General features: G+C 39.2%; 11 protein-coding genes. 1 reads left to right on the forward strand and 10 read right to left on the reverse strand.

Features of this window, described 5'->3' with window-relative positions:
• Window positions 1–145 precede the first annotated feature (145 nt).
• Complete coding sequence (locus AACM45_RS01755) at window positions 146–3,340, reverse strand: AsmA family protein (protein ID WP_339140343.1); 3,195 nt, start codon at window positions 3,338–3,340, stop codon at window positions 146–148.
• A gap of 114 nt (window positions 3,341–3,454) precedes the next feature.
• The gene (locus AACM45_RS01760; protein WP_339140344.1) at window positions 3,455–4,879 is read right to left on the reverse strand and encodes an L-serine ammonia-lyase; all 1,425 of its coding nucleotides are present in this window, start codon (window positions 4,877–4,879) and stop codon (window positions 3,455–3,457) included.
• A 299-nt stretch (window positions 4,880–5,178) separates the two neighbouring features.
• Between AACM45_RS01760 and dnaK the strand changes: the two genes are divergently transcribed.
• The gene (gene dnaK, locus AACM45_RS01765) at window positions 5,179–7,095 is read left to right on the forward strand and encodes a molecular chaperone DnaK (RefSeq protein ID WP_339140345.1); all 1,917 of its coding nucleotides are present in this window, start codon (window positions 5,179–5,181) and stop codon (window positions 7,093–7,095) included.
• A gap of 191 nt (window positions 7,096–7,286) precedes the next feature.
• On the opposite strand, the gene AACM45_RS01770 is transcribed toward dnaK, so the two are convergent.
• From AACM45_RS01770 to AACM45_RS01805, 8 genes are all read right to left on the reverse strand, one after another.
• Window positions 7,287–9,593: a glycosyl hydrolase family 65 protein gene (locus AACM45_RS01770; protein ID WP_339140346.1), complete on the reverse strand. Its 2,307-nt coding sequence runs from the start codon at window positions 9,591–9,593 to the stop codon at window positions 7,287–7,289.
• Between the two features lie 401 nt (window positions 9,594–9,994).
• On the reverse strand, window positions 9,995–10,639 hold the full coding sequence (locus tag AACM45_RS01775; protein ID WP_339140347.1) for a response regulator transcription factor: 645 nt from the start codon (window positions 10,637–10,639) through the stop codon (window positions 9,995–9,997).
• 545 nt (window positions 10,640–11,184) lie between these two features.
• Window positions 11,185–12,840 (reverse strand): PorP/SprF family type IX secretion system membrane protein, encoded by a 1,656-nt coding sequence (locus AACM45_RS01780; RefSeq protein WP_339140348.1) that lies wholly within the window; start codon window positions 12,838–12,840, stop codon window positions 11,185–11,187.
• 74 nt (window positions 12,841–12,914) lie between these two features.
• Window positions 12,915–14,042 (reverse strand): cell envelope biogenesis protein OmpA, encoded by a 1,128-nt coding sequence (locus AACM45_RS01785; RefSeq protein WP_339140349.1) that lies wholly within the window; start codon window positions 14,040–14,042, stop codon window positions 12,915–12,917.
• Between the two features lie 178 nt (window positions 14,043–14,220).
• Window positions 14,221–14,943: a 23S rRNA pseudouridine(2604) synthase RluF gene (gene rluF / locus AACM45_RS01790; RefSeq protein ID WP_339140350.1), complete on the reverse strand. Its 723-nt coding sequence runs from the start codon at window positions 14,941–14,943 to the stop codon at window positions 14,221–14,223.
• Between the two features lie 101 nt (window positions 14,944–15,044).
• A complete protein-coding gene (locus tag AACM45_RS01795; protein WP_339140351.1) occupies window positions 15,045–15,755 on the reverse strand; it encodes a Bax inhibitor-1/YccA family protein in 711 nt (236 codons plus the stop codon).
• 178 nt (window positions 15,756–15,933) lie between these two features.
• Window positions 15,934–16,413: a hypothetical protein gene (locus AACM45_RS01800; protein WP_339140352.1), complete on the reverse strand. Its 480-nt coding sequence runs from the start codon at window positions 16,411–16,413 to the stop codon at window positions 15,934–15,936.
• A gap of 1 nt (window position 16,414) precedes the next feature.
• Window positions 16,415–16,969 (reverse strand): RNA polymerase sigma factor, encoded by a 555-nt coding sequence (locus AACM45_RS01805; RefSeq protein WP_339140353.1) that lies wholly within the window; start codon window positions 16,967–16,969, stop codon window positions 16,415–16,417.
• Between the last annotated feature and the right edge of the window lie 129 nt (window positions 16,970–17,098).

The raw sequence follows: 17,098 nt of genomic DNA on the forward strand, positions 1-17,098 counted from the left end.
GTGATTTTTAACTGACCGTTGTTCAAATATACCGTAACGCTTGGTTTATGGCTTTTTATAGTTGCATAGGTATCGAAAGATTTGGCTGTTATCGTCATTGAAACGCTGCATTTTAACCATGTTGTAATCACATTTAAATCCACAGTTAGTCTTCTTTTTTCTTGCCCAATGAGACTTTATAGTCATCTATGTTGCCCTTGATCTTAAGGTTAAGGTATTTTATTTTTCTGCTGGTATCCACTTCTACGATCTCATCTTCTTGTTTTGAATTGGGAATAGTATCATTCTTGCTTCCAAATAATTTTTGCCAAGCAGCTTTCCTTACCGTTTTCCAGGGAATACGTAAATAATAATCGATATTTTGATTGTTGTCATGCGTACCGGACAGCTCTATGTGCCCCAAAGTGGATTCAATCGTCATAGCCGGAATCGTAATCTTCCCTTTATGGATATCCAAACTGTTCTGCAATGTATCAAACCGAATGTTTTGCAAGTTCTTATCCCCCATATAATCGGAAAGCGCCAGCATCGGATCGTAATTTTTCAGCCTTCCGTTCAGTACTTTTACATCCATTTCCAACGTAGATTGGTCTAAATCTGGCACCATATCAGGGTATACCCTGATCTTACCTTTGATTCTAGAGGTGAGCTTGCCCTGTAGATTTTCTGAAACGAGATGATCTTGTCCAAAGTTTTCAAATTTGAACAAGAACTTATCCAGATCAATATTGTCCATCACCAAATCTGGTTGCATATAAATGTGTTTTGGATCACTACCGTTGAAATATCCATTCAAACGAATGTTTCCGCCAGCTGCATCCATAGTAAGGGTATCGATATAAATGAAGTGGTCTGGTGTTGTTCTTATGGCCGCTTTGATATTTTGAAGATCTATTCTATGGTAGATAAAGTGGGCGATGTCTGCCTTTAATTGCATATCGGTGAATGGCAGTTCATATAAATTGAAGGCATCAGCGTGCACTTTTACATCTGCTGTTTTCGACGCCACCACTTCTGTTGGTTTTGGTGTATCCAAATTAAATTTAAAAAGGGCATCAAAGTCAATATAATTTGCTTTTACCGCAAGGTAATTATCCCTTTTCTTTATCTTTTCATCGTTACCTAAATAGTAGTTGAGATCAAAATTAAAATCATTGGTTCCTATTTCGCCATGAAAATCTTTTATCACCAAGTGTTCTTCTTCGTAATGTATGTTACCCCTAAAATTATCAAAGCGCAGTGGGTGCAATTTCATTTTGGTATTCAACTTGTCCAAAGCCAGGTCTATGGAATGTAAGGCAGCATCTTTATAATGCATGTTAGCCGAAAAATGCAATGCCAAGTTATCGAATGACTCATGCCGATACTCCTCGGGAACATAATTTTCACCTTTGTATGAAAAGACATCTTCCAATCTCAGCTTATTTGAAGTAAGATTGATATCCATAGCTACATCTCCATTAAGCTGTGGTTGCATCCAAAAGGCATACTCATGTACCAATCCATTAAAATGAAAATCACTATCATCGATATAACCCGTAAAATCCACAAGTTGCAAGTCTTTGTCATCGATTATGATATCAGCATGAAAATCATGTAATTTATGCGGATAGTGCTTTAAGTCTGCATATAAGCTATCGATAAAAAATTCCCCTTTGGGCAAATACTCCGATTCTGTAAAGTCTTTTGCAGAGGATTTAAAAGAAAGCCCCATACTTAGGTTTTCTATCTGTTCGTCAAAACCGGTTTGGATAGTATCTAGAATTGAAAAACGCGTCAATTCTGCAATATCAATGGTATTCGCGGCAATATTCAAATGTGCTTCGACAGGTATGTCGGTATGGTGTACAATGGCAGGTAGGTCAGACAGAAAACCGTTTACCGACAAATCTGATTTCCCCAATGCTAGTTCAAACTGTTTTAGGGTTGCTTCTTTACCATTCATGACGAGATTTACATCCAATTTCTCAAGAGGGGCAGGGAGCTCTTTGGTGACCAGACTTAGATTCTTTATGATCAATTCCGCAAAATACGCCTGATTAAGTTTTTCCAACGCTTTTTCAGGGTTGTCGATATCGATGATATCATGAAAATTCATCGCTAAAGAAACTTCCCCAGATACCTCTTCTACCTGCTCTAGGTTAAAAAATTCTGTAATAAAACCTAAATTAAAATTCGACTCTATTTGCATGTCGACTTCTGGTGATTCAAAATTTCTCACAAAAAGGGAGCCTTTGAATTCCCCTTTTTCCAAAGAGGCCGTCATATCATCAAGGGAAAATTCCATGGTACTTGCGTCTTTATTCATACCATTGGTAAAATGCCCTTTGAAGCCCATATTATCAATCTTTTTGGCCCTTTCGGTATTTTCTAAAAATGCCTTCCCTGCACCGAATTCAGCCGTTATCGCCGGTCTATTTCCTTTGTTGGATGCTCCTTTGATATTCGCATTAAAGTAGATTTCACCAGCATTTCTGTATTTCTCTAAAACGGGAATTACATCTGCTGGGGCAAAAGCGATGAGCATATCAAAATTCGGTTTGGTTCCTTTTATAGAGAGGTCCAGGTCTACATCATTTTTGGTATCTATGGAACCCTCTAGTTCAAAATCACCATTTTCCATAACAATGCCCGAGGGTCGTATGTCAAGAATACCCGTATGGTCATTGAATATTATGTCGGTATGTATTTCAAAATGTTTTTTGCGGATGAAGGTCGTATCCCCATCTTTTATCACATTTAGTTCAAAATCAGTATCAATATGGCCGGCCATGATACTATCTTTTATCGTAAAGCCCCCTTCGCCGTTGTATATGAATTTTTCAACATCAGTGGTGGTGGCTTCATCCAAGGTATGGACATCCAGATTTTTAAGCTTTATCTTTTTCAGATGGATATTGGTAGTGGGCGTTTCCGTCCCAGCTGTGCTGGCCAATGAGTTTTGAATATTGGTCGTATTGTTTTCATGTATTACAAGATTGAAAACACCTTCTTCTATCAATAAAGAACGAATGTCATAATTTCCGTTTACCATATCCCATAGATTAAAACCTACATAGATATCCTTTACGTCCATTATCAGTGGTGCGTTGTCTTGCTTCGTCTCAAAAATTCGAACGTCATATACTTTTAATGAGATATCAGGAAAATTGCCCCAGAGCGTCAATTCACTTTCACCAACGGTAATAAGGCCTTCATGATCTTGGTTAAGTTTTGCAATCCCTTCTTTTATAAGCTCGGCTTGGTTGCTTTGAACATATAGGTAACCTACCCCTGTTAGAACTATTGGCACAAAAAGAAGTGCCCATATCATCCGTTTTAAACGTTTGTGAATCTTCAATGTAGTTGCATTTAATACAGGAGTGTCATTATGCTTTAAAAGTAACGGAATAGGATAGGGGCGTATTGTTTAACTCCTGTATTTCGTTTTGGTCGTTTTGGGGTCGGTATGTTATCAACAGTCGCTCAAGAACACACCCACTGCCAAGCCACCTTCAGAGGTCTCCTTATATTTACTGTTCATATCTTTAGCGGTTTCCCACATGGTTTGTACCACTTTATCCAAAGGAACTTTAGCAGCTGCGGGGTCTGAGTCCATAGCCAACTCGGCAGCATTGATAGCCTTGATGGCGCCCATGGCGTTCCGCTCAATACAGGGTATTTGCACCAAGCCCCCTATGGGATCACAGGTTAGCCCCAGATGATGTTCCATGGCTATTTCAGCTGCACAAAGTACTTGCTCGGGAGTGCCTCCCATTAATTCGGTCAATGCCCCTGCCGCCATTGCCGATGAAACTCCGATTTCAGCCTGACAGCCTCCCATGGCTGCTGAAATGGTAGCCCCCTTCTTGAAAATACTGCCAATCTCGCCCGCAACCAATAAAAAACGCTTGATATCGTCAAAATCCCCATCATGGTTCTCAATGACCAAATAGTACATCAATACTGCGGGAATAACCCCGGCGCTTCCATTTGTTGGGGCCGTGACCACGCGCCCCAATGACGCATTCACTTCATTCACGGCCAATGCAAAACAACTGACCCATTTAATGATTTGCCGAAATTTGACCTCGGTTTCCCTAATGGTTTCCAACCACTCTTGTGGTGTGGTATAACTTAGGGCACCCTTCAACTTTTGGTGCATATCGTAGGCCCGTCTCCGCACATTTAATCCACCAGGTAGCACGCCTTCCGTATGACATCCGGTATACATACATTCGAGCATGGTTTCCCAGATGTGTTTTAAGTCGGTATCTATTTCAGCATCTGTTCGCAGTGATTGTTCATTCTTAAAAACCAATTCTGAAATCCGTTTGTTCTCTTGGGCACAATATGCTAACAACTCTGCACCTGTTTTAATGGGAAATGGAAAAGTTTTAAATACTTCCTTATTTTCTTTGGCATGAATACGCTCTTCTTTGACGACAAAACCGCCTCCAATGGAATAATAGGTTTCTGAAATGACTTTTCCAGAGGACAATCGGGCCTCGAATTCCATTCCATTGGAATGGAAAGGAAGGAATTCCCTCAAAAAAATGATATCGAGGGTGTTATCAAAGGGAATGACTATTTCACCCCCAAGATTTAGTTTTTTGGTTGTCTTTACATTTTCAATTGCGGGTGTAATGGATGCTATGGGAATATTGACAGGGTCGGTACCCAATAAGCCTAAAATCACAGCGGTATCCGTGGCATGACCTTTACCAGTCAACGACAGGGAACCATAGAGTCTGACTTTGATGCATTGTACTTTTTGAAAATGGTCTTCTTCTTGCAGCTCTTTGATCCAGCGCTCGGCAGCACGCCATGGCCCTAAGGTATGCGAGCTGGAAGGACCAACGCCAATTTTTAGCATGTCAAAAACGCTGATACATTCCATGGATCGGATTTGTTTTCACAAAGATAAGAATGTGGAATGTATGAAACATTGAATGTGCAGTAAACAGTAAACAGCGGATAGTCGGTAGTTTGGAAATATGAAGAATAGTTTTGATGACTCTCAAATTCATTGATTTTCACTAACCACTAACCACTAACCACTAACCACTAACCACTAACCACTAACCACTAACCACTAACCACTAACCTGTCACCTTGTCAGATTTTTAGTCATGGCATGATCATTGTCTTTCTAAGGACGAGTATGAAAAAAGAATATTAAAGCATAACTATATAGACATGAGTAAAATAATCGGAATTGATTTAGGGACAACCAACTCTTGCGTTTCCGTCATGGAAGGTAATGAGCCAGTGGTAATACCGAATGCTGAAGGAAAGCGAACGACTCCTTCCGTAATTGCATTTGTAGAAGGTGGAGAAATAAAAGTGGGTGATCCTGCAAAACGACAGGCAGTGACCAATCCACATAAAACCATTTATTCCATAAAAAGGTTTATGGGAAACAAATTCTCAGAATCTTCAAAAGAGGCAAATAGGGTTCCTTATAAAGTGGTTAAGGGTGACAATGATACACCAAGGGTCGATATTGATGGCCGTATGTATTCCCCACAAGAATTGTCGGCAATGATCCTTCAGAAAATGAAGAAAACCGCAGAAGACTATTTGGGTCAAGATGTGAGTAGGGCAGTGGTTACCGTACCGGCTTACTTCAACGATTCGCAACGGCAGGCAACCAAAGAAGCAGGTGAGATTGCAGGTTTGACCGTAGAACGGATTATCAACGAACCGACTGCCGCCTCTTTGGCTTATGGATTGGATAAAAAAGATACCGATCAAAAAATCGTTGTTTTTGACTTTGGTGGTGGTACACATGATGTATCTATCTTAGAGTTGGGTGACGGTGTTTTTGAAGTATTGGCCACAGATGGTGATACACATCTTGGTGGTGATGATGTAGACCAAAAAATCATTGATTGGTTGGCTGAGGAATTCAAGAAAGACGAGAGTATGGATCTGCGTGACGATGCCATGGCCCTACAGCGTTTGCGTGAGGCTGCTGAAAAAGCAAAAATAGAATTATCGTCTTCTGCACAGACAGAAATCAATTTACCTTACGTAACTGCTACTGCATCAGGACCTAAACACTTGGTGCGTACATTGACTCGTTCAAAGTTTGAGCAATTGATTTCTGATTTGGTGGCACGAACCATAGAACCATGCGAAACCGCTTTGAAATCTGCGGGACTTTCGAAAAGTGATATCGATGAGATCATATTGGTAGGTGGCTCTACAAGAATACCTGCTGTACAAGAAGCCGTTGAGAAATTCTTCGGGAAAAAACCTTCTAAAGGGGTAAATCCTGATGAAGTAGTAGCCATTGGTGCTGCAATCCAAGGTGGTGTGTTGACCGGTGATGTCAAAGATGTATTATTGTTGGATGTAACACCACTTTCACTTGGTATTGAAACCATGGGTAGTGTTGCGACAAAATTGATTGAAGCGAATACTACGATTCCTACCAAGAAATCGCAAGTATTTTCAACGGCAGCTGATAATCAACCCTCGGTTGAGATTCACGTTTTGCAAGGTGAACGCCCAATGGCCGCTGATAACAAAACGATAGGTAGATTCCATTTAGATGGAATTCCACCTGCGCCAAGAGGTACACCTCAAATTGAAGTGACCTTTGACATTGATGCCAATGGTATTATTAAGGTATCGGCAACGGATAAGGCTACTGGTAAATCGCAAGATATCCGTATTGAGGCTTCATCTGGATTGACTGAAGAAGAAATACAGAAGATGAAGGCTGAGGCTGAGGCCAATGCTGAAGCGGATAAACAAGCTAAAGAAACTGCCGATAAATTAAATGAGGCAGATGGAATGATCTTTCAGACAGAAAAGCAATTGAAAGAATTTGGGGATAAATTATCGGATGATAAGAAAAAACCAATTGAAGATGCTTTGGAAGAGCTGAAGAAAGCTTATGAAACGAAAGATTTGGCCGTTATCACTCCTGCTTTAGATAAAATCAATGAAGCATGGAAGGTGGCTTCTGAAGAAATGTATAAGGCCCAAGCTGAGGCACAACAGGCTGGGGGAGACCCAACAGCAAGTGCTGGTGCTGATGGTGCTGGTAATGGAGCTACCGAAGGCGATAACGTTGAAGATGTAGATTTCGAAGAAGTGAAGTAATCTTGTAACAACGACTGTCGTTGTGTACTAGTAACTTGATAATAAATCATTAATAAAAAAAGCCCTGATGTATTTCATCAGGGCTTTTTTGTTACCAATTGTAGAAAACCATATGAAGTGCAAAAGTTGGTCACAAAACCTTGAAAACAAACAGAAACACTGTAGTATTACTTTGAATTAGGGTATTATAGTTACCCTTTTAAAGATTCTCCAGGCCTAAGTGCTTGTGTTTGGTTAGGTAGTGTCACCGTAATGTTTTGCCCATTATCGTCATCACTGGTTACCATGATGGAATTTTTTGCAATGCTAATATGTAACAAACACTGTTTGACCAATAGTTTGAATTCTAAACCGTCCCAAGATTGGGGTAGGGCAGGATTGAACTTTACGCCATTATCGGTAACCTCAAATCCGGCAAAGCCCTTAACGATAATCAACCATACACCCCCCGCAGCCGCAGTATGTATGCCCCCCAAAAAAGAACCTCCACTCATTACCTTTTTACTGGCATTATATAAATCTATAGTAGAAGACTCCATAAAGTATCGATACGCTTCTTCATGATGGTTGGCCTTACAGGCTACCAAGGCATGTACGCTAGGGCTTAGTGAAGAACCATGTTCCGTTCTTGGTTCATAGTGGTCATAATTTGCGGTAAGCACATCATTCGTAAAACCGTCTAACAGCGCGAGTAATTGTATTACATCGGCCTGTTTTAAAACTTGGGTATTTACGGCAATTCCGTTAGGCCAACCCCAGTATTCTCCTGGATCTATCAACCTTTTACGTAACTCGGCCGGACTAATGTCCTCTAATTTAAAATAGCCGTCAAACTGTTCAATGACTTTTGTTTCTGAATCTGGTTGTGGAAGGTAGATGAGTTCAGCGATTTCTTTCCAATTGGCAAGGGCAGTTTCATTGATTCCCATCGACTCCAGTATAGCGGATAGACGCTCTTGATCATCCTTTTTCATGGTATCAAAGACCCAACAGGCCTTTTCCATGGCATACTTTGTCAAATAATTGGTGTAAGCATTATTGTCTACATTTTCATGGTACTCATCGGGGCCCAATAAGCGAATGAGCTCAAATCGATTTTTATCCTTTTTAAAATGTACCCTGGAAACTAAAAATTGGGCTACTTCAAAAATGACCTCCGCGCCATACTGCAACATAAAGTCCCAGTTAAGTGTAGCTTCGTAATACGACCAGATACCGTATACTACATCTGGAGAAATATGGATTTGCCAACAGTTGAAATGATTGCGGATCCTTCTTCCTGTTAGCACATCGGTAAAAAAGTAATCTGGAAACAATTCGTCGCCGGTCTTTCCACTGGTCCATGCATAAAAAGCACCATAATACCCTAGTCTTTTCGCTTTTCGCTTTGCTCCGGGCAGGGTATCATGGCGATAAGTAACCAGGTTTTTTGCAATTTCAGGATGCGTGTAGTTATACATGGGTAAGTTAAAGGTCTCTTGATCCCAAAAAGCGGCCCCTTGGTATACCTGACATGAAAGTCCACGTGCGCCTATTGGCAGGTTGTCGTGGGTCGGTGTGGCAATATAGGCCTGATAAATATTGAACCGTGCCAATACTTGCGCCTCAAGGTTACCTAAAATCTTGATATCTGAGCGTTCCCAAAAACGCTTCCAATGGTCTTGGTGGTCTTCTTTTAAATTCTCATATCCTAGTTTTAACCCTTCTTCTACCTCAGCAAAGGCTGTTTTTATGGGATTTTCTATCTCATTACTATGGGTAATGGACACCACTTTCTGAAGCGTGATTTCATCGCCAGCTTCTAGCTTGAATTCCAATTCCCGCAGTAAGCATTTATCCTCTTTTCGAATTTTCGAGCTTTCAGGTTTTACACCCGAGAGCGCTATTCCTTCGACAACAGCAATTTCGGTATTCAATTCACTAGTATGAAGTTCTAGGCCTATAAGGTCATGTTCTTGTAACGACTTATAAGATTGGAAATGCTCTCCATTTATGCTCCAGACCGCGCCGTCAATACCGGTAACCAGTCGGTAATTGCCCTTCTCTTGGGCCTTGAAGCAATAGTTCATTACGAGTAGGTGGTGGTTTGCATGACTCGAAAACTTTTCAACTTCGAGAACTACAGATTCCCCTTTGGTATGTTGCCAGGTCATTTTTCGTTGATTGAGACCTTGGTACATGTCTAGGGCCCGAAAATAATTTGAAATTTGACCGTCAAAAGCGGATACCATTCGTCCGTCAACAAATAGTTGGGTAAATAATCCGTTGGGTACGTTACAAAGCTCGCTCCACCTGCTGCCCTCGGCTTGATCCCAAGTATCCGTGACTACACAAGCTACAAATTCTTTGGCACCCCATTCTTCAAAAGTACCTCGGTAACCCATATACCCATTACCTATCATAAAGTTGCTACCTGTAGTAACCAACTGCTCTGGGTCAAATGAGTTTTCAATTATTTCCCAGCCTGTTGCAGTACGAAGATTGTTTTGAAGGTTCATAGTTGATTTTCAAGAATTTATTTATAAATGAATCTCATGCATAAAAAGTGGCCAAAATAATAATAAATTATGAATGCAAATAAAAATATACGTGCTGAATAACCTGGACCCTAGACTAGTTTTTACCTTTTCATTTTGAAGCTTTTGACAAGCAAGTTACATACTTCCATAGTACAACACCCCAACTTTCGTTGCATTAAGAACAAGGCCTTGCGGCATATTGATTCAATCAAAGTGACTAAACCATTAGTTGAATTCGCTTTTTCGGGTCTTTAAAAGGGAATAGGTGTTATGTAATTAAGGTGCAAACGTAATAGAAGCGCAACCGAGATAGGGAAACTGAATTTCTCGATTGCGCTCTAAGGGCACAGAACAATAAGCCTTTCAAGTCATTTTGAGTACTAGGCGTATTTGCGCTGGTTCGTATCAAGTAGCCTCAATTTTTCCAAGGCCTCTGATTTCGAGTTTACATTAAGTTTGAGATAAATGTTCTGAATATGAAAGTTCACGGTACTTGTAGTCACGAATAGTTTTTCGGCAATGCTCTTATAGGTTGCACCTTGACTTAGATAATCGACAATTTGATTTTCACGCTTGGATAAAAGCATGTACCGTTTTTTCTGAAATGTGGATATCAGTTTTTTTGCCACATCATAGCTTAAGGCAGCGCCATCTTGTTTGACGGAATTCAAGGCATGAAATAGACGTGCTCTGGTTATTGGTTTGGTCAAATAACCATTTGCCCCATTTTTAAAGGCTTTTTTAACGAGATCAAAATCACTTTTGGTACTTATCATGATGATTTTGACCGAAGCATCTTTCTTTCGCAGCTGTTCGATGCCCAGAATTCCTGAGATCCCTGGTAATGAGACCTCTGAAAGTATAATATCGGGAGTCCGTTTTCTATAGTGAAGCAGGGTTTCGCCTATAGAGTCATAAATACCGAGAAGTTCATATTCTTCTGAACCGAAAAAAAATCCTTGGTATTTAGCGTGCATGTTCTTGTCATCATCTATTACGATGACCTTTAGTGGTAACGTTTTCATAACGAGTTAGATTTGGGGTTGAAATTCTTTGAGTTTAGACATGAGAACCTCTGGGCATTACCATTTTATGTTCATGCCAAATTCCAAAGATATAGTCGAAACTATTCCATAGGGGATTTGGTAACATAAAATAGATGCTAGACCAAAAGGTAAAAAGGTTCTTCAAATTTGTGATTCACCTAAAGGGAATCAGTTAAAAGCTAAAAGTGGAATGAAGGGGGTTTGCTTTTAAAATAATACCGATGTACGAGTACCGATTTTTTGTAGGTTTTGTGAGTTTTCATAATTCGGGGTTTTCGGGGTTTGAAAAATAGATTTGAGTTATTTTCAAGATTCAATATAAATTTTTTGTTGAGTCAACAAAAATAATTGTAGTTATTTTCGTCCAACGACACTCATTTTTAAAGAATCCGTAATAGACCAAACAAAAGGGACTGCCCATTTAGGCAGTCCCTTGTCAAAAGCATTCGGCACATTATGAAACTAATGACCCTAAAAATCAACCCCGATTTCCGTTAGCTTTTGGTAATATTTTAAGCATGCATCTATTCAAAGGTAATTTCAGCAGTTGCTATCGGATTGTAGACTTCCATTATCCATTTATCATCTTCGTATGCTCCGTCTAAATGATTGACGTTGGCAATTGAAGCGTCGTTTTTAGATTTGAAATCGGCCAGATAAACATAATGCAATCCATTCTCTTTGTTATAAAACTGCTTGGCATCCAAGCCTCGCTGTTGTAGGTCTTTCATAAAAGATCTGAGATATTTCTGATTTTTGAACACATTGGCAATTATATAATAACCTGTTTCTACGCCTAGAACATCTGACCGATTTTTTGCTTTTATCATAGAATCATCAAATAATTCCTTTCTATAATCCGATTTAGTATCCGTACCGGTTTTTTCTTCTGAATTTGCCGCGATACCCGTTTGTGCGTATCGACTTCTCTTTATCCGCTCTTTGGGTAATGTCTGTCTTTCTTGACGCATTTCATGGCGTAAGAGCCTCACCATGGTCTCAAACCTTCTCTCGAGCATACGGTCTCTAGATCGTTCAATGGAATCTTGGCGTAAGATCAATTCATCAATAACCAATCTGTTCTGATAGGCAATGCTATTCACGTTCTCGGGTATTATCGGTTCTTTGTTCAGTTCTTCGCGCAATGCCAATATCTGCTCTTCGTAGTTGCGTACAATCTCATCAACACGCTCATCTTCTGAACTGGCAATATTTACATCGATCCCCAAACCACGTAGATCATCATTAAATGAATAGCCCAAAGATAATTCATGGTTCCACCCCAGATTATCGCCTGTGGTAGTGATATTTTTTTCCATCAGATAACCAAGGGAAAGCTTTTTACTCAAATTGAAGCCTATTCCAGACGAGAAACCATACGTATTGTCAAATGTTGTTTGTAACCAACCGAACTTTGGTAAATCCATTAAAAGTGAACCCGTGTATAGCATTTCTTGGTTTTCATCCATACCAATCTGAACAAGCGGCATCAATCTACCGTCTTTGAAAATACCGCCTGCATGCTTGAATTTGTGCGTATACTGGACTGTGGAATGCAAGCTTTGGGTATTGAAATTTGTAATAAGCTCGTTCGATGTTTGATTATATGAGACCAAGTCTTTGAAGTGTACACCAAAATCAAAACTGCCCAAGGTCAAGTTCAAACCGGGTTCAATTGAAATTTTGTTTTCTTTACGGGTATCTTCGATCAAAGGGTCATTTTGACTTATGATGATTCTGTTTTTATCCAACCCTTGACTTAAATAGCCAATATTTGCCCCAAAGGCGAGTGCACTTTTTTCACCTAGTTTGACCGCGGTCGCATAGTTGGCGTTGAAGCCAAATTCTTGTACAACACCTGACCAGTGGCCATAGACACCAAGACCTAACGCCGTATTCTTGTCGAGTTTATTGCTAAAACCAAGAAAATAGTTTTGATTGTTATCATCAAATGCTGAAGCCTGGTTTCTCATAAGCACGTTCAAATACGATTTATTTTCCCTTACCAAAGAATAGGTGGGGTTGATAAGAAACCGGTTAAAGAACAATTGGTTGTGAAAAGGACTCGCAACACGAAATTGATTGTTGGATTCTTGACCGTTCAAAGCTGCTGGAACTATGGTAAGAGCAACTAATAGTAGCAGGCAAATTTTACACTTATGTAGGTTTAAATAGTTCATCTTTTCGGGGTTTTGGGGATTTGTAATCTTTTTAATCGATATCAAGTAGTTTGATAGTGGAAAAGAGATCGGTATTAATTCTCAAACAAGGTGCTAGAGTAGTCCGTCTCACTATTGTCATTCAATAACTTGAATAGCTGCGCTTCATCCTTGGTCTCCTTATCATTACCATTACCTCTGATATAGCTTACCGCAACTTGACTTAACTGATTCTTTTTTCCTCGGTTGGTCATGACATAACCCATACCTTTTTCAGGTATAAGGGCCAGTGAAAAGTCATCTTTATCACTGTTGATCGAACTTCCTAAGTTTATGGATTCACCAAGCCTTTTCTTAGACATTTGAACTGCAAATAAATCTAACCCACCATAACCTTTTCGACCATCGGAAGCATATAGAAGTAAGGAATCATCCGCTAGGGTAGGGTAAAGGTCGTTCTTTTTGGTATTTACCTTCGGGCCAAGGTTTTTGGCAATACCTACACCACCATTTGACTTGATTTCAGAGACATAAATATCATACTTACCATAAGAGCCGGGCATGTTTGATGCAAAAAACAAACGTTTACCATCAGCTGAAACGGTAGGGTGTTTTGCAGAGTAATACTTTGGACAAACTGCGACCCTTTGGATATTTTTCCATTTTCCATTTACTTTCTCGGCCTTGTAGATTTCATGTACGACCTCTTTTTTTGAAAAAATACCATATTCCGGTTTTTTCTTTACAGCCTGACTGAAAAATGCCACTTTTCCGTCTTTTGTCATGCTCATTGAGGGTGTAAAGGTCTTTTTGGAATCTTGCGCCAGTTTTCCTGAAGCACCATTTTCATTTTCTAAAGTATAATCTGCCTTAATGGAAGCTTTCCAGTCTTTAGCATTGGTTTTAACAGGGCTTTGGGCATTCAAACTGTTCATTGCAAAATCATAGCGTTCTTGGTAGCTATCACTAATGGTTTCTTTGTCTACCGCGTTGAAGAGTTTTTCATACCAGAATGCGGCAGCGTCGTAATTTTCGGTTAGAAAATTGACATTGCCCAAGTCTTGAAATATTTCAACTTCTGTATAACCAAGTTGTAATAGTTCGAGATAGTCATCAATTCTTTTGTTTGTTTCGTTATCATTTTTTACCTGTGCATTTACATTGGTACTAATGATAAACGTAAAGCAGACAAAAGACATCTTGTAGATTAAATTACGTATCATAATTCGGGATTTAGGACGTTAATACCATACAAATATCTACAAAGGTTTAGAACAAATACTTATGAATTTTTCATAGGTTTTGCATTTTAACCTTAAAAAAATGCTCTACAACGATACTTTTTGGCAAAATAGCGAACCGACTTGTCTATATATCTGTTGAAAAAATAAGAGATTTACTTCAGTTATGTGTTTTCGACGAACCTGAAACCAATTTATTGATCTCGTTTAGTTCTTCAGGGGTTAAATGCCTCCATTTTCCGACCGGAACGTCTAAATTCACATTCATGATACGAACCCGTTTTAGTTTTTTCACACGGTAATCAAGATATTCGCACATACGGCGTATTTGACGGTTCAGACCTTGTGTGAGGATTATGGTAAACTGCTTTTCGCCAATTTGCTCTACATGACATTTTCTGGTGACCGTATCAAGAATTGGCACTCCACCACGCATTTGTTTCAAGAAATTGGCCGTAATGGGTTTGTTGACCGTAACGACATATTCTTTTTCATGATTATTGCGTGCCCTTAAAATTTTATTGACGATATCTCCGTCGTTGGTCAGAAAAATCAGCCCTTCGCTTGGTTTATCCAACCTACCTATGGGAAAGATACGTTTTGGATAATTGATATAATCAATAATATTATCTTTCTCAACTTGGGTATCCGTAGTGCAAACAATGCCAATAGGTTTATTGAAAGCCAGATAAACTGATTTTTCCTTGGGTTCAATTATTGGTTCCCCGTCAACTTTTACCACGTCCCCCTCAACAATCTTAGTTCCCATTTCGGGTACCATGCCATTAATGGTTACGCGACCTTGCTGAATTAACTTGTCGGCAGCCCTTCTTGAGCAATACCCTACCTCACTAAGGTATTTATTGATTCTTGTTTCCTTCATTTACCGCAAATCGTTTAAGCTGCGTAAACTTCTTTAAAAAAAACAGATAAAAAAAGCCCACTTTTCATAAAGTAGGCTTTTTGAATCGTATTTCGATGAGGTCAATCATTGGAAAGAATACTCAAAATATACCAAAATAAAAGCATCAATGAAGCAAACAACCCTAATGAAGCGGCTACATGCTGATTTTCATGATACTTGTGAATCATATTCGAAGTTTGATATAAAATAGATCCTGAGGCCAATACCACCATTCCGACGCTGAACCAAAGGCCTAGGTCAAAACCAAATAGGGTACCTGCGATGATTAGGCCTAGCGCAATAAAAAAGCCAATCGTGAGTGCCGATTTAAGAAATGAGAAATCTTTTTTAGTAATGAAAACGATGGCCGAGAGTCCGGTAAATAGTGATATCGTTAAAATAGCGGCTTGGTATAGAATATTAAAGGCACCGCCATCGGCAATCATTACCGCCATAAAAATAAGGGGTATAAAAATAAATGCCTCAGCTACCACATATAATACCAGGCCGGCATAGTGGGCTTGTATGTTATCGCTTTTTAAAGCCAGCTTTTCGGCATAGTTCGTCACGAGCATAAACCCCCCAAGTAACAGCAACCAGCTAATACCGCCTGTAAGCGATATGGCAAGTTCTACAATTGCCGGAATTTGAAAGAATAGGGTTTCCACTAAGATAAAGAGCAATACCGCTCCCGCTAAATGGGCATAGGTTTTTTTGTAAAAAGCGACCCTGGTCTGGTCATCAAGTTGACTGATTACTGGAGGTAAGTGTGGAATTTCTTGGTTTTCCATGAATTGGGATTTAGAGGTTAGGTTGTTTTAACGATGCTTCTATATCACTAAGTATTTTAAACCGGTCTTATTCGATGAGTGGTCTTTATATAAGGATTACATACCATATTTGAATTCTATGATCTTGTCCAAAAAATTAAAAGTCCAGTAGCGGCTGATGACTTCCATAATGGCATTTTTAAAACGAAATTTTTCTTTTCTTAATAAGGGAATCCATGAAAAGCAAGGCAGCAAGAGTGACGACACTTACCCAAAAGACTGGCGGTATGGTGAATAAATCTTGAAACCACGCTATTTTCAACCAAGTTTTTTCAGATACTTGAATAGTATTGAAGAATAATCCATCGAGCAATAAACAAATGTAGATTATGGTCATGATGCTGATGAGAACAGTGTTCGCTTTTGTTGAAGATAGGGGTTCAAGAGTAGGTTTTTCAACTTTGTCTCTCAGCGCTTTCATAGTTTTATGAGTAAAATCGACTGATACATCATGAAGAATTTCCTTTTTGAAATTGTACTGATGAATGAAATCGTTCTCTTTAAGCAGTGTTTGCCCTTCTTTGAGATAGTCCATCACATTTTCAGTAAAATCAGGGCTTGGTTTATCAGATGGAACCGATTTGATAAGTTGAATGAGAAGTTTGTCTTTTTGTTTCATCTTATAGTATTGAATTTGATTCTCCCCTTAGCAAGACATCAAGTCTTTTCTTTAGCTTCTTTCTTGCCCTGAATAATTTCACTTTTATATTCGTGGCAGATAAGTCGGTAATAGTACTTATTTCTTCAATGGTGTTTTCATCGATATAATATAGTGTTATAAGAAGCCGCTCTATAGGTCTTAAAGAATCAATGGCCAATTTTATAAACCTTTGTTGTTCTTCAACCTTAAAATTTTCAAGTTGTACATTGGCAGTAGCTAGAAACGCTTCATCATCTTGCTCTTGTAGATTTCGAGTGCTGATTTTATTCTTTCGTTTATAGTAAAGGGCAGACCTGTATGCTATGGTATACAACCAGGTAGAAAATTTAGCTTCTTTTTTAAACGCATCGATGTTCTCATAGGCCTTTATAAAACTTTCTTGGGCAATATCTTCGGCATCGTCAGCATTTTCTAGAATTTTTAAAGCTACTGCATATACCATTTCCTTATATTTTTCAACTAGATGAGAAAACGCCTCAAGGTCTCCTTCCCTAACCTTGTCTATATATTTCAAGTCGTTTTTAAAACCCATCTTAGTATTAAGATGCAAGTTCTTCCCTTCACGTTACAGTTTTCGAGTGGTTTATTGAAAAATAATTTCTTCCCATTTTGTGTAACCTCAATCAAGATTCTTGCATCACAT

Source organism: Croceitalea sp. MTPC5 (genome assembly GCF_036985505.1).
GTDB lineage: Bacteria > Bacteroidota > Bacteroidia > Flavobacteriales > Flavobacteriaceae > Croceitalea.